Origin of the sequence: Halobacillus litoralis (assembly GCF_004101865.1) — a bacterium.
Lineage (GTDB): Bacteria > Bacillota > Bacilli > Bacillales > Halobacillaceae > Halobacillus > Halobacillus litoralis_A.
Genome location: NZ_CP026118.1, coordinates 3846964 through 3867113 on the forward strand (window position 1 = coordinate 3846964; position 20150 = coordinate 3867113).

Genomic DNA, 20150 nt, shown 5'->3' on the forward strand with positions numbered 1-20150 from the left:
ATAATATACCATCTTGAGTGTTCCAAGAGCTAATTCCATTTCAACCATTGATCCAGGATGCACTTGTTTCTTGAGATATATAAAACAACCCGCCGTTTATGACTTCCATGTCAATGTATGGCTTATAGCGGGTATCGATTTGTTCACGTTCTTTAGTGAATGATTCCAGTCCGATATCTTCGGATTGGTAGAAAGATTCCAGCAATTGTTTTTCTTGGTCTAAATGCCGTAAAGATTCTATCGCCCATTCGTTATTTTTTGATGCGATGTAATTTTCTACATGTTTCTCGATTCTTTTATAGGCACTTGCCAGCGTAATAACAGGGGTCATGGGAAACGTATAATCAGACACCTTTGTTTCGAAATCAATATTTTGGATTCGCTCCATCATTCTGAGTGTCATTGTCCCATGAATTAAATTCAACCCGATGGATATAGGTTCGTCCTTCGCCTGCTTTCCTCTATAGTGAAGAAGTGCGTTCACCACCAGCCAGGGACTCATCGCTTTATTGTGGTCGGGTTGATGGATGACTTCATATAAGCGCGCTGTCCTTGCTTTTTTTATGGCTGTATTGTAAAGAGTATGCAGTTTCGGTGTTCCTGCATGCAAATAGATGCCTTGATTTGTTTTTTGATCTGTATCTGTGAAGGTGAGCTGCATGGGATCACCTTCGCGGTTCATCTTCTTCATATAGTGCCAGTAGAAGGGGCGATTCATGATTTCTTCATCCATTTCATTTGTCAATTGCACTTTAAAATGAGAATCGCTTTGTTCGACGACTGAGCATCCATACGAGGTGAAAAACTGTTGAACAAACGTAGTATAAGGGTTTAAGGCGTTCAACTGGATTCTCTCCTTTCATTGACTGTGTGCTCTACATAACTGACTAAATTATCCAGCTTGATGTCCATCTCACCCTGGCTTTCCGACTGTTTCAGGATAGACTGGATTTGCTGTTCAAAAGCTCCTCCCGGGATTTGCTCCAGGATATGATCCAGGTCACCGACTGCATTTTTGAACATTTCGATTTTCTCATAAAGCATTTTCATTATATGATCTTCAATAGTGTCTTTAATGGCGAAATTGAAGATTTTTACATCGTGTTCTTGGCCAAAACGGTGGATACGGCCGATGCGCTGCTCTAAACGCATTGGATTCCACGGTAGATCATAGTTGATCATATGATGACAAAACTGCAGATTGATACCTTCTCCGCCAGCTTCTGTGGCCACCATTACTTGTGCTTTGTTTTGAAAGAGCTGCTTCATCCAATCTCGTTTGCTTTTGTTGAACTTCCCACTGAAAGGTACAGAAGTGATTCCATTTTGCTGCAAGTACCATTGCAGATAAAACTGAGTTGCTCTATATTCCGTGAAAATAATGAATTTTTCCCCTGTATTCTCAATCAATTCTGCCATCCGCTTTGCCTTCACATGATGGGGAAGCTTCCCGACCGCGTCAATGTATTCGTCATATAACTTCCCGTTTTCTTCAGAAGCGTTCTTCTTTAATTGATTCAGAGACATATAGCAAGCCTCTCTTGAGGAACAAAGTTCTTTAGCTAGAGTCAACCAGGTGAAAGACGGGTGGGTCATTTTCAGAGCTTCTAATTGCAAGTACATTTCTTTTTCTTCTTCTGTAAAAGACAGGGTTTCGTTCACGACTTTCCGTTTGGAGGAATCCAGTCCTGTATCTTTACGGCGGTTACGAATCATCAAGTGACCGACAAGAGAGTGAATGTGCTCGATATTATTGTCTTGTTCAGCATTTTTTCTATATTTTTTCTTAAAATCTGTAAGGTTTCCTAGATAACCAGGTTTCAATATCGACACTAGGTTAAAGAGGTCACTCAATTTGTTTTGAATAGGAGTGGCCGTCAAAAGTAAGCAATAAGTTTTTTTCAAGGATTGGACAAATTGATAATTTTTTGTTTGATGGTTTTTCAATTTATGGGCTTCATCAATAATGATGAGGTCATAATCAATGGATAATATTTCTTCTTTGTGGTTTTCCCTTTTAGCCATGTCGATGGAAGTGACTGTGACGTCCCATTCACTCCAGGCAGCTTGTTTTTTTCTGGGAGAAGCAGCCTGGATATAAAATTTTTCGTTCAATTCCTGTATCCACTGGTTCACCAGGGAAGCGGGGGTAAGGATCAGAATCTTTTTGGCACGGCCCCGAATCATATATTCTTTCAGGATCAAACCAGCTTCCAATGTCTTCCCTAACCCTACTTCATCGGCTAAGATAGCTCTGCCATTCATCTGGTGGATGACTGTTTCAGCGGCTTCCAACTGGTGTTTCATAAAATCGACATGTGGAAGATGCTCAATGGCAAGCAGTCCATCAAAGCGGGGAACGGTTTTGAACTGCGCGGCTTTATAGGCTAGTTTGAATCCTTCCCATGTGGCTAATCGGTCGGGTTGGTCCAGGTTTTCAGATAGGTTTTGAATAAATGATTGATCTGGTTGAATCTCGATCATTGTGGCAGCCCTCCATCTATTCTTAATAGGAATGATTAAAGATTGTGAATTATTGTAGAATTTTCGTGTCTTTTGTTGAAGACGCGTGATATAATGTAGCTGAAAATGATACTGAAATGCATCTAATCGCTAGGCAATAGTATGCCCGGTAAAATCTAGAAAAATACGAAAGCGAATGACTATAGAGGGAGAGACCGCTTACGTGGCGCCGAAGGAGCAAGCATTCCGATGTGAATCTCTCAGGCAAAAAGACTTCTATAGGACGCAACTCTGGAGAGTGTTCGCACAAAACAGATGCGAACCACCCAAGAAGCAAGCGTTTGGCACAAGAAGAGGCCGCGTGAAACTTTCTGGTTAACGGACAGAGACTTCCCACGAACGGTGAAGTCTCTTTTTTTATGGGTGAAAATAGTACTGAAGGAGTGATTGGTTTGACAGAATTAAAACGTACACCTTTATATTCTGAGTACAAAAAACTAGGCGCGAAAACGATTGATTTCGGAGGTTGGGCATTACCTGTGCAATTCTCGAGCATCAAGGATGAACATGAGGCGACCAGGACAGCTGCTGGATTGTTCGATGTTTCCCATATGGCTGAGGTAATGGTTGAAGGGCCGGACAGTTTAGCATTTTTGCAAAAGATGTTGACGAATGATGTGTCTAAGCTTGAACCCGGAAAAGCGCAATATACCATCATGTGTTATGAAAACGGGGGCACGGTAGATGATTTGATTGTTTACCATTTAGATGAAGCGAAATACTTATTAGTCGTAAATGCTGCCAATCGTGAAAAAGATTTTGAATGGTTGAAGCAGCACCAGGATGGAGATGTGCGGTTTGAAGATGTTTCTGACGAATATGTACAGTTAGCCGTTCAAGGTCCAAGAGCAGAAGAAACGTTGCAGACTTTGACAGATACAGATCTTTCTTCCATCAAATTCTTTCGTTTTGAGCAAAACGTATCCTTGCGTGGTGTAGGAGGACGGGCGGTTGTTTCCCGAACGGGATATACAGGGGAAGATGGTTTCGAAATCTATTTGAATGCCTCTTCCGGAGCGGAACTATGGCAGGCCCTTCTTAAAGCAGGGGAGCCATTCGGACTGAAGCCTGTCGGTTTAGGTGCGCGTGATACATTGCGCTTTGAAGCGAACCTGGCATTATACGGTCAGGAATTAAGTGCAGATATCACACCAATTGAGGCAGGTCTGAATTTTGCTGTCAAGGTTAAGAAGGATACGGACTTCATTGGCAGGGAAGTCTTGAAGCGACAAAAAGAAGAAGGCCCGGAACGGAAATTGGTCGGAATCGAAATGATTGATAAAGGGATTCCCCGCACTAATTATGACGTGTTGGACGACGAAAAGGTCATCGGTTTTGTTACTACAGGGACCCAGTCCCCGACGCTTGGCAAAAATGTCGGACTTGCATTGTTGGATAAAAATTATATATCGGAAGGGACAGAAGTCACTGTCCAAGTGCGTAAGCGCCGTTTGAAAGCGAAAGTCGTCTCAACACCATTTTATAAACGATAATGATTCGAGGGGGATATACGTATGGAATTTCGCTATTTGCCAATGACAGAAAGAGATAAAAGAGAGATGCTTGAGGGGATCGGAGTAGAGCAATCGGATGAACTGTTCTCTGATATCCCTGAAAATGTCCGCTTCAAGGGAGAATTGGACATCAAGGCACCGAAAAATGAATTTCAACTAATGAAGGAACTTACGAAGTTATCTGAACAGAATGTCAATCTGAAATCACATTCTTCTTTTTTGGGAGCGGGGGTGTATGATCACTACATTCCTTCCATTGTCGATCACGTAATATCCAGGTCAGAATTCTATACTGCTTATACTCCATACCAACCGGAAATATCCCAGGGTGAATTACAAGCTATTTTTGAATTCCAAACGATGATTTGTGAGCTGACCAGCATGGATGTCGCTAATTCTTCAATGTACGATGGAGGAACGGCTTTAGCGGAGGCGGTCAACCTATCCGCTGGGCAGACTAAGAAGAAAAAGGTGCTCGTATCGAAGGCGATCCACCCTGAATCACTTGCTGTTATTCACTCTTATGTTAAAGGGCCTGGAGTGGAAGTGGTTGAAATCGATCACAAAAACGGTATGACTGACCTTGATCAATTAGAGCGTGAGCTTGATGATGATACCGCTAGTGTTGTAGTCCAGTATCCAAACTTTTTCGGGCAAGTAGAACCGTTAGATAAAGTCCGTTCTCTTGTAGATACACAGAAAAAAGCGATGATGATCACATCAAGCAATCCTTTAGCTCTCGGTTTCTTGACACCCCCTGGTGAATTTGGTGCAGATATTGTCGTCGGAGATGCTCAAGTATTCGGAATCCCGGCACAATACGGAGGGCCGCATTGTGGTTACTTTGCAACTACTAAAAAATTAATGCGCAAAGTACCAGGACGCCTTGTAGGTCAAACGGTCGATGAAGAAGGGCGACGAGGATTCGTTCTCACTCTACAGGCGCGTGAGCAGCATATCCGCAGGGATAAAGCGACATCAAATATTTGTTCCAACCAGGCCTTGAATGCCCTGGCGTCCTCTGTAGCCATGTCTTCTTTAGGAAAACAAGGATTAAGGAAAATGGCTTGGATGAATATTCAAAAAACCTCTTATATGAAGAAAGTGTTACATGAGAACGGTTTTGAGGTAGCTTTTGAGGGTCCTTTTTTCAATGAACTTGTCGTTAAGCTGAGTCATGATGTCGCTGAAGTCAATCGTGTGTTATTGGATAGAGGTTTTATCGGAGGTTATGACTTAGGTCAAGTAGATAGAAGTTTAACAAAGTCGATGCTGATCGCTGTCACAGAAATCCGCACTAAAGAAGAGATCGATCAATTTGTCAGGGAAATGGGGGATATCCATGGCTAAACAAGATTTTCCAGTGATTTTTGAACTGAGCCAAGAGAGTCGTACAGGTTTCAGCCTGCCTGATTTGGATGTACCAGAAGTCGATGTTGAAGACATGCTTGGAGATGCGTATGTCAGAAAGGACGAACCGGACCTTCCTGAGGTAAGTGAGCTTCAGATTATGAGGCATTATACAGCTTTGTCGAAGCGGAATCACGGAGTAGACTCTGGCTTCTATCCTCTTGGGTCCTGTACGATGAAATACAATCCGAAAATGAATGAAGATGTGGCCCGTCTGACAGGCTTCAGCCATATCCACCCACACCAGCCGGCAGAATCGGTCCAGGGGGCATTGCATTTGATGTATGACCTGCAAGAGTCTTTATCAGCTATCACCGGGATGGATACGGTAACCCTTCAGCCTGCTGCAGGTGCGCACGGAGAATGGACAGGACTTATGATGATTCGTGCCTTCCACGAAGCCAACGGTGATGAAAATCGTACGAAGGTCATTGTTCCTGACTCCGCTCATGGAACCAACCCTGCGTCTGCAACAGTTGCCGGCTTTGAAGCTGTGACTGTCAAATCGGATGCACGCGGCCTTGTAGATTTAGAAGACTTGAAGCGTGTGGTTGATGATCAGACAGCAGCGTTGATGTTGACGAACCCAAATACTCTGGGGTTGTTTGAAGAAGATATTGAAGAAATGGCAAACATCGTCCACCAAGCTGGAGGAAAGCTGTATTACGATGGGGCGAATTTAAATGCTGTTTTAGGCTATACTCGGCCTGGGGACATGGGTTTTGATGTTGTCCACTTGAATCTGCATAAAACATTCACTGGACCACACGGGGGTGGAGGACCTGGTTCTGGACCAGTCGGTGTTACATCAGAATTAGCTCCTTACTTACCAAAACCGATTTTGACAAAAGTGGATGATACTTATTTGTTCGATTATGACCGTCCGGATTCAATCGGGAGAGTCAAACCTTACTATGGGAACTTCGGAATCAATGTCCGTGCCTATACTTACATCCGTACAATGGGGCCGGAAGGTTTGAAGAAGGTAAGTGAGTATGCCGTGATTAATGCAAATTACATGATGCGCCGTTTACAAGGCGAATTTGAGCTGCCTTTCGATCGTCATTGTAAGCATGAATTCATTCTTTCTGGTAAGCGTCAGAAGAAGCTGGGTGTCCGCACATTGGACATGGCGAAAAGACTATTGGACTTTGGCTACCATCCCCCTACAATCTATTTTCCGATCAATGTAGAAGAAGCATTGATGATAGAACCGACGGAAACAGAGTCTAAAGAAACATTGGATGATTTCATCGATGCGATGATCCAAATTTCTAATGAAGCAAAAGATGATCCCGAGAAGGTTCAAGATGCACCGCATACTACAATTGTCAGCCGAATGGATGAAACACAGGCGGCGAGAAAACCAGTACTGCGGTATATCAAAGAATAATAGAAAAACCGGAGTCCACATGCAGCGGACTCCGGTTTTCTAATGTGAGATTTATTTTTTCGTTTTGATTTTACCAGACCACTTTTTAAACCCACCTTGAAGCATGTTCAAGTCTTCATAGCCTTTCTTGTGTAACATCATAGCTGCACGGGCAGATCTCGCACCACTTTGACAATACAAGTAAACAGGCTTATCTTTGCGGATTTCCACAAGTCGGTTTTTCATTTGTGAAAGTGGAATGTTTCGTGCACCCAGGATGTGGCCGCCATCGAACTCTTTTGATTCCCTCACATCGATCAATTGTGCCTTCCTGTATCCTTCGCGAAATTCATCTTCAGTCAATGTGTCCATGATTTTTCTAGCTTTGAAGAATCTATAAACACCGAAGGCAATGATTGCTGCAAGTGCCCCGATTAAGATCCATAATTCCATGATTCCATCCCCCTCATTTCTCTACTCCTCTATCTATTATAGGAGGGAATCGACTGCATTTCAAAAATATTTTTTTCACTGCTTATAAAAAATGCTGATTTGATGAGATTGAGGCAACATCTCGGGACGCAAATGATGAAAAAGGTGATGACGGTAAAAAATAATTGTATTTACTTTCGTTCACTTGCTTTTTCGTCGATATTCTTATGATTTCCTGATTGACAAATTTCTACACACTTGTTCAATAACACAATATATTGTGCGACTTTTAAAAAAAGGCACAATATATTGATTAACTTTTAATGAGTGTGGTATGTTACTTATAGTAGATTTATTAATTAAGGGAGAGATGCAAGATGCAGACAACTACCTCCGTGGATGTTCATACAAAAATAAATGTGGAACGATTGAATGCTGATATTCGTCAGTTTTCACAAGTACATGAAATTACAGACTCCATGTCTATTACACACAAAGGTGTGTCGCGACTAGTCATGCTTGATCGTTATGCGTTTAAGGATACAGAAAAGCTTACATTATCGGAAGGGGATTTTGTTGTTCTGACAGTTAAGGACGACCCTAAATTCCCGGCTCGAGGCTTTGGATTTATTCACTCCATCGATTGGGATACACATGAAGCGATCGTACGAGTCGAGAATGAATTTTTGAATGTACTTGACCATGAAGAAGAGCGTGAAACCGGGCTGATTCGAAGGAATCTGGATACGATCGACAAGCCTCTGGAAGTATACTACGAACAGATTGCGTTAAGAAACGCAACAGGGCTGGCAGAAGTAGAAACAAATCCCCGGAAAAAGAGTCAAAGCTTTCAAGAATTTTATGAAGAACTTTCAGATCTTAACTTCATCCCGGCTGGCCGTGTATTATACGGAGCAGGGTCCCAAACGGATGTCACTTATTTCAACTGTTATGTGATGCCATACATTCAAGATTCACGGGAAGGGATTTCGGATCACCGCAAGCAAGTGATGGAAATTATGTCGCGGGGTGGAGGAGTTGGAACAAATGGTTCTACGCTTCGTCCAAGAAACACATTGGCTCGCGGGGTGAATGGAAAATCTTCTGGCTCCGTCTCCTGGTTGGATGATATAGCTAAACTCACGCATCTGGTCGAGCAAGGCGGGTCAAGACGCGGAGCACAAATGATCATGTTAGCTGATTGGCATCCAGATATCCTCGAATTCATCATTTCTAAAATGCAGAACCCGAGGATCCTTCGATTTTTGATTGAAAATACAGAAGATGAACAAATAAAACAACTTGCTAAGGACAGGCTTAAATTTACGCCGCTGACTGATACAGAAAAGGATTTGTATCAAAGTGTTGTGAATTATAAACATATTCAAGGGCAGGGTGGTTTTACAGATAAGAGCATTCAGGAAGCTGAAGAGAAACTTCAAACAGGCGGCACATATTCCGTTCATAATTCAGAGTTTCTGACTGGGGCGAACATTTCTGTCTGTATTACAAAAGAATTCATGGATGCGGTAGAAAATGGCGCAACATATCAGCTGCGTTTCCCGGATGTTGAAAATTACACAGCAGATGAAATGACGACGTATAACGCCGAATGGCACAACAGCGGGGATGTCCGTGAGTGGGAAGAGCGTGGTTTCGGTATTCGTACCTATCGTACAGTCCAGGCGGAAGAGCTTTGGAATCTGATCAATATTTGTGCGACATACTCTGCTGAGCCTGGGATCTTCTTTATTGATAACGCCAATGAAAAAACAAATGCTACAGCATACGGCCAAAAAGTCGTAGCAACAAACCCGTGTGGAGAGCAGCCTCTCGCGCCGTTTTCCGTTTGTAACTTAGCAGCTGTAAACCTGGCCAGCGTTGCTGATAAGGAAAACAAACAGGTTGATTTCTCCAAGCTTAAGCAAACCGTTGAACGGGGAGTGCGTATGCAGGATAATGTGATCGATGCTACCCCGTATTTCCTGGAAGAAAACAAAGTCCAAGCACTTGGTGAACGCCGCATAGGTCTTGGGGTTATGGGGCTGCATGACTTATTGATCTACTGTGAAACTGTCTATGGTTCAGAAGAAGGCAATAAGTTGGTAGATGAGATTTTTGAAACAATTGCAACGACTGCCTATCGTGCTTCAATCGACCTTGCTAAAGAAAAAGGAAGCTTCCCTTTCTTAGTTGGTGGTACAGATGCGGAGACGAAAAAACTTCGTGAACGCTTTATAGAAACAGGTTACATGAAGACGATGCCGCAGGATATCCGAGATGGTGTACTGGATTATGGTATTCGTAACTCCCACCTCCTCACTGTAGCTCCAACAGGAAGCACAGGTACAATGGTCGGAGTAAGCACAGGTCTTGAACCTTATTTCTCCTTCTCTTATTACCGTAGTGGACGTCTAGGGAAATTCATTGAAGTGAAAGCGGACATTTTACAAGAATACCTGGACCAGCACCCAGAACAGGATTCTGATGAGTTGCCGGAATGGTTCGTGACGGCGATGACGATGAGGCCGGAAGATCATGCTGATACTCAATGCATCATTCAACGATGGGTGGATAGCAGTATATCCAAGACGGTGAATGCACCGAAAGGGTATACCGTGGAACAAGTTGAAAGTGTCTATCAACGCTTATATCGGGGTGGAGCCAAAGGTGGTACGGTCTACGTCGATGGCAGTCGCGACAGCCAAGTATTGTCCCTGAAAGCTGAGGAAAATGACTTTGATGGTGAACAGACGGAACTTTTTGAGGAAGAAGAGAATACTCCTCGCGTCGTCTTGATGGATACCATTCAGGAATTGGATAAGACTAATGTCACGATCGGTTCAGAAGTTGGCGATACATGCCCGGTTTGCCGCCAGGGGACCGTGGAAGATATCGGTGGCTGTAACACATGCACCAATTGTAACGCTCAGTTGAAATGTGGACTTTGAAATTTATCAAACACCAGATGAGGTCCAGCCTTGTCTGGTGTTTGTTTTCTGATATTTATAGAAAATTTGAGGGAGTAAATTGGGAGATATCTTCTTCAATAAGTACGCAAGCTTATTCAAAGCGTGACCTTGCTTGTCACAAGGTGGAAACTAGTGTATCATTTTTATGGAAGAATGAGTCTTACTTAACATAGCTCTACGCCTTATGCTATGGAATCCTTAAGGCGCGAGCACAATTGTTCAGCACCTACATATGACAGGTTATTGGGGGTTCAACATGCCAACACCAAGCATGGAAGATTATATTGAACAAATATATATTCTTATAGAAGATAAAGGATATGCACGGGTATCCGACATTGCTGAAAATCTCCAGGTGCATCCATCCTCTGTCACAAAAATGGTTCAGAAATTGGACCGTGATCAATATTTGAATTATGAAAAGTATCGCGGTCTCATCCTAACACCAAAAGGGAAGAAAGTTGGTAAACGTCTTGTCTACCGCCACGAACTTCTCGAACAGTTTTTAGAAATTATCGGGGTCGACCACGATAATATCTATGAAGATGTTGAAGGAATTGAACATCATATGAGCTGGAATTCTATTGATCGCATTGGCGATCTCGTCCAGTACTTTGATGAGAAACCGGATCGTGTGAATGCATTGCGCGATGTTCAGAAGAAAAATGAAGAACAGAATGAAGAGTGAAAAACAGGCGCATGGATCTCCATGCGTCTTTTATTTTTCAAATTTCTTCTTGTGGCTTGCCGTTCTAATTCTTTTATCTTGCGTTTATAATGGAATAAAGTGGGGTGAATCAGGATGAAAGTGGACGGTGTTTTTTCCGGAGGTGGTGTCAAAGCCCTTGCCTTTATCGGTGCTCTGGAGGAGTTGGAAAGTCAGGGTTATTCATTCCATCGAGTGGCGGGTACTTCGGCTGGTGCGATTCTTGCCAGTCTGACTGCAGCCGGTTATTCCGCAACAGAGATCAAAGAGAGATTGAAAAGCTTGTCGTTTGAAGAACTCGTCGATGTTCCGATCACGGATCGACTTTTTCCATTTATGAAGTGGCTGCTCTTATATTTTCGTATGGGTTTGTACAAAGGTAATCAATTAGAATTCTTGTTGGAAGAGTGGTTAGAAGAAAAAGGTGTCCGCACGTTCGCAGATATCCCTCAAGGCTCATTGAAAGTCATATGTTCTGATTTGACCCTTGGAAGGATCGTTGTTCTCCCTGATGATTTGAAAAAGGTATATGGCATTGAACCTGCCACTTTTTCTGTCGCAAAAGCGGTCCGAATGAGTTCAGGGCTTCCTTATTTTTTCATCCCCGTAAAAATCCATGGCAAAAGAGGGAAGTCTGTCATAGTAGATGGAGGAGTGTTAAGTAATTTTCCACTTTGGATATGGGAAAAGAAAGAGGGATGTAGAACACGGCCCATAATTGGAATGAAATTGAGTGATGAACCTGATAAATTACCGGAGCAGAAAATCCAGAACGCGATTCAAATGTTTCATGCCTTGTTCAAAACGATGCAGCAAGCTCATGATGCCCGCTATATATCCAGATCCATGAGTAAAGACATTATTTTCATTCCTGTAAATACGATTGAGACGACGGATTTCGATATGAGTGAGGAAGAAAAAGAAGCATTGATGAATCTTGGGCACGAGCATGCAAGGGAATTTTTGAAACGGTGGAGCAGATAACTTTCTAAACGATAAAAAATCGAGTCACTTAAAAAGTGGCTCGATTTTTATCTTTGCTTTTATTTCCTTCAATGACACGTAATTGTGGCGTGTTCGTTCTTTTGCGTTTTTTCTTGCTGAATGGAGAAGATTTGGCTGGTGTTTTAGCTGCGTTGGTCTTTTTAACTGGCGGACTCGGTTGTTTATATTTTTGTTTAGACTGTTTTACCGCTTGTTTGTATTTCTTCATATCATTGCGGTTTCCGCCCGTTCCCCCTCCAAAACCGCGGTTGCGGAGGAAAAAGAAGTAAATTGCTCCATAAAGGAGGGCAGCAATTCCGATCATCATAACAATCGATGTCAAGAAACTAGAAGTGTTTGTAAACAGTTGGATGGCAACGAAAAAGATGGCTAAACCGATCAATGTGTACATGACAGGAGTCATCCATTTACGCATATGATCATTCCTCCCTTCTAATGAATGTCACTTAGTGTATGGTTATTCATTATATACCCTTATTCGGACCATTATCATCATTTTCTAAGGATTGAATTCGTTTGTGTGTGTTATTTATGATTCTTTCCCTTTTGTATGAAAGTATGCAAAGATTGTTTTAATCTTGTTAAGATTCATAACCGATATTAATAAACTTGTTCCTTCTCTGAGTTTTGTTTAAACACTAGAATATTTATTTGGGACTACATCTTTATTTTACCTCAAAATGGAAAGAATCACTAGTCTCACTCTTGAAAAGAGCATGAAATAAATCGGGTTGGTTAAAATGAAGGTATGAGGTGATTGAGATGGCAGACAAGCCGAAACAACAGAGACAACAAGAGCCACAGCAAAGTGTTTTAGGAAAAGCTTTAGTGACAGGTTTTACGGCGGGTATCTTATGGAGCGGGTTAGGCGCAATTGCATATTATTTTCATTTCTCAGAGGTTTCAGCTGCTTCCTTCATTTTTCGTTCCTTCTGGCAGACGGACTGGACCGGGACTTGGCTGGCGGAGGTCTTAGCTATTCTTTTTGTTGGTTTACTCTCTCTGGGTAGTGCATTACTTTACTATTTTACACTGAAAAATAAAAATGGAATTTGGCCTGGTGTATTTTTCGGGCTTGCTCTATGGTCAATTGTGTATTTTGTGCTGACTCCTTTATTTCCAGCAATCCCTTCTTTTCTTGAATTGAATAGTGATACATGGGTCACGACAGGCTGTTTATTTATTTTATACGGTGTGTTTATCGGGTATTCCATTTCTTATGAATATCGAGAATTCAACGAGACTGCGAATTCTTATTCAAATGAAGGAAGAGTATGATAAACTGAAAATGTATGACAATTTCGGAAATGGTGGGATCGTCGAATGGGGAAAAAACGACTTTTCTTGATTAACGGACCAAATTTGAACATGCTTGGCAAGAGGGAACCGGATACTTATGGTCATGAAACCTTGGAGGATGTCACAAAAGTCGTCAAAGATACAGCATGGGAACATGGGTATGAAGTGGAAGCCTTTCAATCGAACCATGAAGGTGACTTGGTAGATAAAGTGCAATTGGCAGAAGGGGAGGCTGCGGGTATTGTCATTAATCCAGCAGCTTATACCCACACCAGCATAGCGCTCCGGGATGCAGTCAGTGCTATTAATCCACCAGTAGTAGAAATCCATATATCGAATGTCCATAATCGGGAAAGCTTTCGCCATACATCCATGTTGGCACCTGTGTGTGCAGGGCAAGTGGTCGGATTCGGAATTGATGGATACCGCCTGGCTACATTAGGGGTTATTCAAAAGATCGAAAGGGAAGGGAGAAATGATTCATGAGTAAGCTTGTTAGTTTGCGAAAAAAGATAGCTTCAGAAAAATTAGATGGTTTGTTGATTATGAGCGCGAAGAACAGACGTTACATCTCAGGATTTTCAGGCTCTTCGGGAGCAGTGTTGATCACAAAGGATGAGGCAATCCTGATCACTGACTTCCGTTACACTGAACAAGCCAGCGAGCAGGCGAATGAATTCAGTGTCATTGAACACAAGACTCCTATGCCGAAAGCAGTGGCAGCTAAAGTAGAAGAGCTTGGTTTGGGCAAAATAGGATTTGAAAAGGACCATGTTACATACAGTCTTTTCGAGCAATATAATGAAGCATTAGCAGCAGAACTGATTCCGACGTCGGGTATCGTAGAAAAATTACGCTTGATTAAGACGGATGAGGAGATTAGTATATTAAAGGATGCTGTTAAGATTGCAGGTGATGCCTTTGAACATATTCTCGGCTACATAAAACCTGGTGTCAGAGAAATCGATGTTTCTAACGAGTTGGAATTCTTCATGCGAAAGCAGGGAGCGACTTCCTCTAGTTTTGATATCATTGTTGCTTCTGGATACCGCTCTGCATTACCGCACGGAGTAGCATCTGAAAAACAAATCCAGTCAGGTGAGTTAGTCACGCTTGATTTCGGCGCGCTATATAAAGGATATTGTTCAGACATAACGCGAACTATAGCCGTAGGTGAAATCAACGATCAGTTGAAAGAAATCTATGATACTGTTTTACAGGCGCAATTGAAAGGTATGGAAGGAATAAAAGCAGGAATTACTGGCAAAGAAGCCGATGCATTGACGCGTGATTATATCAAGGAGAAAGGGTATGGCGAATATTTCGGTCATTCAACAGGACATGGATTGGGTCTGGATGTTCATGAAGGTCCAGGTTTATCTTTCCGTTCAGATCAAGTCCTCGAGCAAGGTATGGTTGTCACAGTCGAACCGGGAATTTATGTTCCGAATGTAGGCGGCTGCCGCATTGAAGATGATACGATTGTCACGAAGTCAGGCAATGAGCGTTTGAGTCACTCTTCAAAAGAATTGATCACGTTGTAATTTTAAAGGAGGAACAAAGATGATTTCAGTGAACGATTTTCGTACAGGTTTGACAATAGAAGTAGAAGGGGATATTTGGCAGGTCATGGATTTCCAACATGTTAAGCCAGGTAAAGGGGCGGCGTTCGTCCGTTCAAAACTTCGTAACCTCCGTAATGGCAATATCCAGGAAAAAACGTTTCGCGGCGGTGAAAAAGTGGAGCGTGCCCACATTGAAAACCGTAAAATGCAATATTTATATGCAAACGGCGATATGCATGCATTCATGGACACGGAAACATACGAACAAGTTGAAATTCCTACAGCTACGATTGAAGAGCAGCTGAACTACTTGAAAGAGAATATGGAAGTGCAAATCCAGTCTTATCAGAGTGAAACCATCGGTGTAGAACTTCCGAAAAACGTTGAACTTGAAGTGACAGAAACTGAGCCGGGAATCAAAGGAGATACAGCAAGCGGTGGTACAAAACCAGCGACGCTTGAAACAGGCTTGACTGTACAAGTTCCTTTCTTCATTAATGAAGGAGAGAAATTATTGATCAGTACAACAGATGGAAAATATGTTTCACGCGCCTAAGCGTGGATGATAAAAAGAGAGCTTGCCCTGCATATGCAGGGCAAGCTCTCTTTTTATTGCTTTGGGATTTAAAAATAACTGGCTGTTTAATCAGGCTGATAAAAAATTTTCTGAAATTCTCCGAATATGTTCTTCTATTTTTGAATTTTTGATCATTGTAATTAGTAGGAAGCTTTTTATTTTGTTTTTCTATTCCGTCTCTATCATCTCCCATATGACTCACTTTGACTCTCTTAAATTCTTCTATTTTATATCATTCCATCTGTCATAAGCATGGAGTATAGACATACATATGAAGTAAACCAATTAAAGGAGTAAGAGAGGATGAAGGAGATTATCCGTTTGTTTCCATCACCTATCCAACATCTCTTAAAAAGCGAGGTCTGTTGGAAGAGTGTCCAGGAAATCCGCTTGCGAGTCGATCGTCCCATTGAGATCTTAGATTCTTCCCATCATCAAAAATTAAAGGGAACCCTGATGACCCCTGAAAATCTATCTTTTGTTCTAAACCAGATCAGTCAATTCTCACTCTATCGATTCAAAGACGAATTAAAAGAGGGGTTCATTACAATCGAAGGCGGTCATAGAGTTGGTTTGGCTGGAAAAGCGAACACTCATCACAATGAAGTAGATACTTTGAAGCATATCTCTTTCATGAATATCCGAGTCGCTAAGGCTACAAGTGGACAAGTCGAGAGTTTAGTACCGTATTTGTATAAGGATGGGAAATGGCAGAGCACGTTGATCATTGGTCCACCTCACTCAGGAAAAACGACAGTGCTAAGGGAACTCAGCAAATATATAGGCTCCCCTCATCGAGGTTATCAGGCTGCAAAGGTAGCAGTGGTAGACGAGCGTTCAGAAATCGCGGCGAGTATGAAAGGGGTTCCGCAACTAGAAGTAGGAGAGAGGACGGATGTCATGGATGCCTGTCCAAAAGCGGAAGGCATGATGATGATGATTCGATCGATGTCTCCAGATGTATTGATCGTAGATGAAATAGGTGGAGAAACCGATGCGCTTGCTGTCCGGGAAGCCACGTTCACAGGGGTGGATGTCATATGCAGTATCCACGGAAACAGCTTGTCAGGGGTGAGAAAGAGACCTTCTGCCAATCGATTAATTGAAGAGCAGATTTTTGAAAGATACCTTATTTTAGAGCGTATGACACCAGCGAAACGGAGAGGTTTAACAATTTTGGATCAATCTGGACAAGTTCTTGCTACATGGAAGGGAAGTGATTCAGGTGCAATGGATCGGAGCCGTCATCATACTGACGGTCACTACGTTAGCAGGTTTTGATATCGCTTCTAGATATAAGCAAAGACCCGGCCACATCCGGCAGTGGAAAAACGCCCTGCAAATGATAGAAGCAGAAATGGTCTATGGTCAATCCTCATTATGGGAAGTTTGTGAAAGTTTAGCCAGGCATTTGCCAAGACCGATTTCTCAATTTTTCGAGAAAATTGTCCAGGAGCAAGCCACATGTGATGATTTCTCTCAGCTTTGGTCCGAACAATTGAAGAAACACTGGTCTTGGAATGCGATGACAAAAACTGAGCTGGAAATATTGATTCAGTTCGGACGTACATTGGGTCAACACGATTTAGAGCAGCAGCAAAAACAAATTCAATTGACACTCCATCACCTTGACCGTGAACTCCATGAAGCTCTCGAGGCTGGTGAGCAATACCAAAAGATGGCCAGAGGGATGGGTATCTTGAGCGGGTTGCTCGTAATTATCTTAATTATATAAAAGGGGGAAGGGCAATTGTGCTTCAAGATGCATCGATCTTGTTCCAAATAGCAGGTGTGGGAATAATTGTCGCTATGATTCACAGTATTTTAAAACAAATGGGAAAAGAGGAAATCGCACAGGTTGTAACGTTAACAGGCTTTATCATTGTCCTGTTCATCGTACTTCACCGCCTGGCCGATCTTTTTCAGCAGATCAAATCGGTTTTCCTTTATCAAGGGTAGCGTCATGGACATCATTCAAGTCGTATCCTTAGGATTAGTGGCGGCTTTATTGATTATATTGCTGCAAGAACAAAAATCCTCGGTCGCCTTTCTGCTCCTTTTGTTCACTGTGATCATCATATTTTTATCTATTCTTGATCAGGTGAAGCATATTTTTTCACTGCTTGCTTATATCGCAGCACAAGCACAAATTGAACCAGTGTACTTCAAGACGATTTTGAAAATTATCGGAATTGCTTATATCGCAGAGTTCGGAGCGCAGCTGATCCGAGATGCGGGGTTGAACGCCCTGGCTTCTAAGGTAGAGCTTGCCGGAAAATTGTTCATTCTCATGCTGGCAATTCCCATTGTCACAGCTGTGATAGAGACAATATTGAACTTCATACCAGGTACCTAGGAAAATCGGGAGGGATGCAATGAAACGATTATTGACGTTGTGCTGCCTAGTCATCGGATTGGTGGGGTCTCCAATAGTCTCCTTCGCTTCTTCTTCCTCTCCCGATGCAGTTCCTTCGATGCTGGATCATGTGACGACAGAGGAATTAGAGGAAAGCTGGAAACAATTAAATCACGAGTATGGGGAATACATGCCTACATTCAATACAAACAACTTCCGTGAATTCATCGAGAGTGAGAGCTCTGTTAAGTCTTCTGATTGGTTCTCAGGTATTTTGAAATTCTTTTTTCATGAATTGCTGTTGAATGGAAAGCTGCTTGCTTCTTTGTTATTTTTGACGTTATTCAGTACGTTATTGCAGTCAGTCCAGTCGGCATTTGAAAACTCTGTTGTCAGCCGGATTGCATATATGGTTGTCTATCTCGTTCTACTGACTTTGGCATTAGAAAGTTTCGGCCAGGTAATTGACTATACCTTGAATGCAATCGAACGCATGAGCAGCTTCATGATTGGCCTGATTCCGCTTCTATTGGGAATCATGGCATCTTTCAGTCATTTGATGTCGATCTCTTTCTTCCACCCTATTATCGTAGCACTTGTACAGTCCAGCGGTCTTTTAGTCAAATACCTGCTCATTCCATTATTCGCTTCTTCTGCTTTACTTTTGATTGTTGGAAGTTTGAATGAGACGTATAAGGTCGATCAGCTTGCTGAATTATTGAGAAAAACAGGGCTTGCCATTATGGGTATTTTCTTGACGATATTTCTCGGCGTCATTTCCGTGCAGGGTACAGTCACTGCCGTTCAAGATGGGATCACGATGAAAACAGCAAGGTTTGTCACTGGTAATTTCGTTCCTGTCATCGGAAGACTTTTTACAGATGCGACGGACACCATCTTAGGCGCATCACTTGTATTGAAGAATACATTAGGTATCGCAGGTGTAGTCATCCTACTGGGGATTGCTGTATTTCCTGCTTTGAAAGTATTAGCGATCGCTATCATATATAAAATAGCAGCGGCTTTGCTGCAGCCACTTGGTGATGGTCCAATCATCCAGGCTATGGATGTCGTCAGTCGACATATTATGTATATATTTGCTGCATTATTAATGGTCTCGATGATGTTCTTCTTAGTCATCGTTATCATGGTGGCTGCCAGTAATATCACTATGATGGTCAGGTAGGGTGGTGAATGTGCAACTTTTCATCGAATGGATTACGAAAATCGTCTTATTTCTTATATTAGCGATGATGGCAGATGCATTACTGCCTTCTGGAGTGATGAAAAAATACGCCCGGCTTGTTATGTCCATTCTGCTGCTTCTTATTTTTCTCGGACCTTTACTTCAGCTTTTGAAGATTGAACCAGAGCGCTTGATCCAACAAGCCGATGATACGATGCAGGAACAATGGAATACAGAGTTATTGGATGAAAATATAGAATCTAAGAAAAATGAAATACTCGAGGGACAAGATGCATATAAATTAGAACAAGTTACCCAATCCTTAGCTGCTGAAATTGAGGAACCTTTGAAAGAAGAGCAGAATCTAGCCCTTATGAATGTAGAAATGAGCTTTCTTCAAGAGCCATACAGTATGGAGACACTGGACAAGCTGACCCTCACAGTATCACGTGACAATCAACCCCATACTGTAGAGGAAGTGGACATTACGGTAATGGAAGATACGAGTCCAGAAGAGGGTGGAGACGATCCCAAAGTACAAAAATGGGTAGCTGATTTCTTAAACTTGGACAAAGAACAAATCGATATCCGCTGGGAGGAAGAGGATGGATAAATGGTGGAATAAGCTGTTGCAACCTTTGTCTAGTAAAGAAGGGAGAAAAATCAACAAACCGAAATATTTCATCGGGTTAGGCATAATCGGAATCCTCATCATTTTAACGAGTAACTGGTTTTCTTCTGATCCACCCGCACCACAACAAGTGCCGGACCAAGGAGTGCCATCACAAGAGGAAGAATCCGCAGCGCCTAAAACAGGTGAGATGACGAACTCCATTTCACAGTTGGAAGTGGAATATGAAAAACAACTCAAGCCGTTACTTGAAAACATTCAAGGTGTCAATGCCGTGGATATTATGATCAACCTGTCCTCTACACATAAAAAAGTGTATGACAAAAACTTAATCATAGGAAAGCAAACAACAAAAGAAAATGATAAGAACGGAGGCGAACGGGAAATTGAAGATTATTCGAGAGAACAGCAGTTAGTCCTCGTCCGTCAAGGCGATCGCGAAGTACCACTACTCACACAAACGTCCAAGCCAGACGTCAGTGGAGTTTTCGTGACTGCTGAAGGTGTCGATCAAATGCAGGTGAAAGCGTGGGTGGTTGAAGCTGTCGCTAGAGTATTGGATGTGCCGACACACAGGATTTCCGTCTTGCCTAAACAATAAG

21 protein-coding genes and 2 riboswitches are annotated in these 20150 nt (G+C 42.3%); of the genes, 17 read left to right on the forward strand and 4 right to left on the reverse strand.

Annotation, left to right across the window (positions count from 1 at the left end; all coding sequences use genetic code 11):
- Nucleotides 1-40 precede the first annotated feature (40 nt).
- Entirely contained in the window at nucleotides 41-844 is an 804-nt protein-coding gene (locus HLI_RS19050; RefSeq protein ID WP_128526476.1) for a YqhG family protein, read from the reverse strand.
- Nucleotides 841-2484 (reverse strand): DEAD/DEAH box helicase, encoded by a 1644-nt coding sequence (locus HLI_RS19055; protein WP_128526477.1) that lies wholly within the window; start codon nucleotides 2482-2484, stop codon nucleotides 841-843. The genes HLI_RS19050 and HLI_RS19055 overlap by 4 nt, the downstream gene beginning before the upstream one ends.
- 175 nt (nucleotides 2485-2659) lie before the next feature.
- Nucleotides 2660-2749, forward strand: a riboswitch (glycine riboswitch).
- Between the two features lie 3 nt (nucleotides 2750-2752).
- Nucleotides 2753-2851: riboswitch (glycine riboswitch) on the forward strand.
- Nucleotides 2852-2915: 64 nt separating this feature from the next.
- On the opposite strand from HLI_RS19055, the gene gcvT reads away from it, so the two are divergent.
- Genes gcvT through gcvPB form a run of 3 tightly spaced genes read left to right on the forward strand, consistent with a single transcriptional unit; the run spans nucleotide 2916 to nucleotide 6840 of the window.
- Complete coding sequence (gcvT, locus tag HLI_RS19060; protein WP_206659628.1) at nucleotides 2916-4016, forward strand: glycine cleavage system aminomethyltransferase GcvT; 1101 nt, start codon at nucleotides 2916-2918, stop codon at nucleotides 4014-4016.
- A 21-nt stretch (nucleotides 4017-4037) separates the two neighbouring features.
- Nucleotides 4038-5387, forward strand: a complete 1350-nt coding sequence (gene gcvPA / locus HLI_RS19065) for an aminomethyl-transferring glycine dehydrogenase subunit GcvPA (protein WP_128526479.1) — start codon at nucleotides 4038-4040, stop codon at nucleotides 5385-5387.
- Complete coding sequence (gene gcvPB / locus HLI_RS19070; RefSeq protein ID WP_128526480.1) at nucleotides 5380-6840, forward strand: aminomethyl-transferring glycine dehydrogenase subunit GcvPB; 1461 nt, start codon at nucleotides 5380-5382, stop codon at nucleotides 6838-6840. The genes gcvPA and gcvPB overlap by 8 nt, the downstream gene beginning before the upstream one ends.
- A 51-nt stretch (nucleotides 6841-6891) precedes the next feature.
- Here gcvPB and HLI_RS19075 read toward each other — a convergent pair whose 3' ends face one another.
- A complete protein-coding gene (locus HLI_RS19075; RefSeq protein ID WP_128526481.1) occupies nucleotides 6892-7272 on the reverse strand; it encodes a rhodanese-like domain-containing protein in 381 nt (126 codons plus the stop codon).
- A gap of 356 nt (nucleotides 7273-7628) precedes the next feature.
- On the opposite strand from HLI_RS19075, the gene HLI_RS19080 reads away from it, so the two are divergent.
- The 3 genes from HLI_RS19080 (at nucleotide 7629) to HLI_RS19090 (ending at nucleotide 11913) form a co-directional block, all read left to right on the forward strand.
- Nucleotides 7629-10202 (forward strand): vitamin B12-dependent ribonucleotide reductase, encoded by a 2574-nt coding sequence (locus HLI_RS19080; protein WP_128526482.1) that lies wholly within the window; start codon nucleotides 7629-7631, stop codon nucleotides 10200-10202.
- A gap of 277 nt (nucleotides 10203-10479) precedes the next feature.
- Entirely contained in the window at nucleotides 10480-10911 is a 432-nt protein-coding gene (gene mntR / locus HLI_RS19085; protein ID WP_128526483.1) for a transcriptional regulator MntR, read from the forward strand.
- Nucleotides 10912-11025: 114 nt separating this feature from the next.
- Nucleotides 11026-11913: a patatin-like phospholipase family protein gene (locus HLI_RS19090; protein ID WP_128526484.1), complete on the forward strand. Its 888-nt coding sequence runs from the start codon at nucleotides 11026-11028 to the stop codon at nucleotides 11911-11913.
- A 28-nt stretch (nucleotides 11914-11941) separates the two neighbouring features.
- Here HLI_RS19090 and HLI_RS19095 read toward each other — a convergent pair whose 3' ends face one another.
- A complete protein-coding gene (locus HLI_RS19095; protein WP_128526485.1) occupies nucleotides 11942-12349 on the reverse strand; it encodes an SA1362 family protein in 408 nt (135 codons plus the stop codon).
- 347 nt (nucleotides 12350-12696) lie between these two features.
- Here HLI_RS19095 and HLI_RS19100 point away from each other — a divergent pair, with 347 nt between their 5' ends.
- The 11 genes from HLI_RS19100 (at nucleotide 12697) to spoIIIAG (ending at nucleotide 20149) form a co-directional block, all read left to right on the forward strand.
- Entirely contained in the window at nucleotides 12697-13212 is a 516-nt protein-coding gene (locus tag HLI_RS19100; RefSeq protein WP_128526486.1) for a YqhR family membrane protein, read from the forward strand.
- Nucleotides 13213-13257: 45 nt separating this feature from the next.
- Nucleotides 13258-13719: a type II 3-dehydroquinate dehydratase gene (gene aroQ, locus HLI_RS19105; RefSeq protein ID WP_128526487.1), complete on the forward strand. Its 462-nt coding sequence runs from the start codon at nucleotides 13258-13260 to the stop codon at nucleotides 13717-13719.
- A complete protein-coding gene (locus HLI_RS19110) occupies nucleotides 13716-14777 on the forward strand; it encodes a M24 family metallopeptidase (protein WP_128526488.1) in 1062 nt (353 codons plus the stop codon). The genes aroQ and HLI_RS19110 overlap by 4 nt, the downstream gene beginning before the upstream one ends.
- 19 nt (nucleotides 14778-14796) lie before the next feature.
- Nucleotides 14797-15354 (forward strand): elongation factor P, encoded by a 558-nt coding sequence (gene efp, locus HLI_RS19115; protein ID WP_128526489.1) that lies wholly within the window; start codon nucleotides 14797-14799, stop codon nucleotides 15352-15354.
- Nucleotides 15355-15678: 324 nt separating this feature from the next.
- A complete protein-coding gene (gene spoIIIAA / locus HLI_RS19120) occupies nucleotides 15679-16656 on the forward strand; it encodes a stage III sporulation protein AA (protein ID WP_128526490.1) in 978 nt (325 codons plus the stop codon).
- A complete protein-coding gene (spoIIIAB, locus tag HLI_RS19125) occupies nucleotides 16601-17110 on the forward strand; it encodes a stage III sporulation protein SpoIIIAB (RefSeq protein ID WP_128526491.1) in 510 nt (169 codons plus the stop codon). Before spoIIIAA ends, spoIIIAB begins: the two co-directional genes overlap by 56 nt.
- 17 nt (nucleotides 17111-17127) lie before the next feature.
- Nucleotides 17128-17334: a stage III sporulation protein AC gene (spoIIIAC, locus tag HLI_RS19130; protein WP_128526492.1), complete on the forward strand. Its 207-nt coding sequence runs from the start codon at nucleotides 17128-17130 to the stop codon at nucleotides 17332-17334.
- Nucleotides 17335-17338: 4 nt separating this feature from the next.
- On the forward strand, nucleotides 17339-17731 hold the full coding sequence (gene spoIIIAD / locus HLI_RS19135; RefSeq protein ID WP_206659629.1) for a stage III sporulation protein AD: 393 nt from the start codon (nucleotides 17339-17341) through the stop codon (nucleotides 17729-17731).
- A 19-nt stretch (nucleotides 17732-17750) separates the two neighbouring features.
- The gene (gene spoIIIAE, locus HLI_RS19140; protein WP_128526493.1) at nucleotides 17751-18917 is read left to right on the forward strand and encodes a stage III sporulation protein AE; all 1167 of its coding nucleotides are present in this window, start codon (nucleotides 17751-17753) and stop codon (nucleotides 18915-18917) included.
- Between the two features lie 10 nt (nucleotides 18918-18927).
- On the forward strand, nucleotides 18928-19530 hold the full coding sequence (gene spoIIIAF / locus HLI_RS19145; protein ID WP_128526494.1) for a stage III sporulation protein AF: 603 nt from the start codon (nucleotides 18928-18930) through the stop codon (nucleotides 19528-19530).
- On the forward strand, nucleotides 19523-20149 hold the full coding sequence (spoIIIAG, locus tag HLI_RS19150) for a stage III sporulation protein AG (protein ID WP_128526495.1): 627 nt from the start codon (nucleotides 19523-19525) through the stop codon (nucleotides 20147-20149). The genes spoIIIAF and spoIIIAG overlap by 8 nt, the downstream gene beginning before the upstream one ends.
- Nucleotide 20150 lies beyond the last annotated feature (1 nt).

What these genes read in the sequence shown, in the direction of transcription:
- HLI_RS19055 (WP_128526477.1), bottom strand. Translation starts at nt 2,484, where the DNA reads ATGATCGAGATTCAACCAGATCAATCATTTATTCAAAACCTATCTGAA.
- gcvPA (WP_128526479.1), top strand. Translation starts at nt 4,038, where the DNA reads ATGGAATTTCGCTATTTGCCAATGACAGAAAGAGATAAAAGAGAGATG.
- gcvPB (WP_128526480.1), top strand. Translation starts at nt 5,380, where the DNA reads ATGGCTAAACAAGATTTTCCAGTGATTTTTGAACTGAGCCAAGAGAGT.
- HLI_RS19075 (WP_128526481.1), bottom strand. Translation starts at nt 7,272, where the DNA reads ATGGAATTATGGATCTTAATCGGGGCACTTGCAGCAATCATTGCCTTC.
- HLI_RS19080 (WP_128526482.1), top strand. Translation starts at nt 7,629, where the DNA reads ATGCAGACAACTACCTCCGTGGATGTTCATACAAAAATAAATGTGGAA.
- mntR (WP_128526483.1), top strand. Translation starts at nt 10,480, where the DNA reads ATGCCAACACCAAGCATGGAAGATTATATTGAACAAATATATATTCTT.
- HLI_RS19090 (WP_128526484.1), top strand. Translation starts at nt 11,026, where the DNA reads ATGAAAGTGGACGGTGTTTTTTCCGGAGGTGGTGTCAAAGCCCTTGCC.
- HLI_RS19095 (WP_128526485.1), bottom strand. Translation starts at nt 12,349, where the DNA reads ATGCGTAAATGGATGACTCCTGTCATGTACACATTGATCGGTTTAGCC.
- HLI_RS19100 (WP_128526486.1), top strand. Translation starts at nt 12,697, where the DNA reads ATGGCAGACAAGCCGAAACAACAGAGACAACAAGAGCCACAGCAAAGT.
- aroQ (WP_128526487.1), top strand. Translation starts at nt 13,258, where the DNA reads ATGGGGAAAAAACGACTTTTCTTGATTAACGGACCAAATTTGAACATG.
- HLI_RS19110 (WP_128526488.1), top strand. Translation starts at nt 13,716, where the DNA reads ATGAGTAAGCTTGTTAGTTTGCGAAAAAAGATAGCTTCAGAAAAATTA.
- efp (WP_128526489.1), top strand. Translation starts at nt 14,797, where the DNA reads ATGATTTCAGTGAACGATTTTCGTACAGGTTTGACAATAGAAGTAGAA.
- spoIIIAA (WP_128526490.1), top strand. Translation starts at nt 15,679, where the DNA reads ATGAAGGAGATTATCCGTTTGTTTCCATCACCTATCCAACATCTCTTA.
- spoIIIAD (WP_206659629.1), top strand. Translation starts at nt 17,339, where the DNA reads ATGGACATCATTCAAGTCGTATCCTTAGGATTAGTGGCGGCTTTATTG.
- spoIIIAE (WP_128526493.1), top strand. Translation starts at nt 17,751, where the DNA reads ATGAAACGATTATTGACGTTGTGCTGCCTAGTCATCGGATTGGTGGGG.
- spoIIIAG (WP_128526495.1), top strand. Translation starts at nt 19,523, where the DNA reads ATGGATAAATGGTGGAATAAGCTGTTGCAACCTTTGTCTAGTAAAGAA.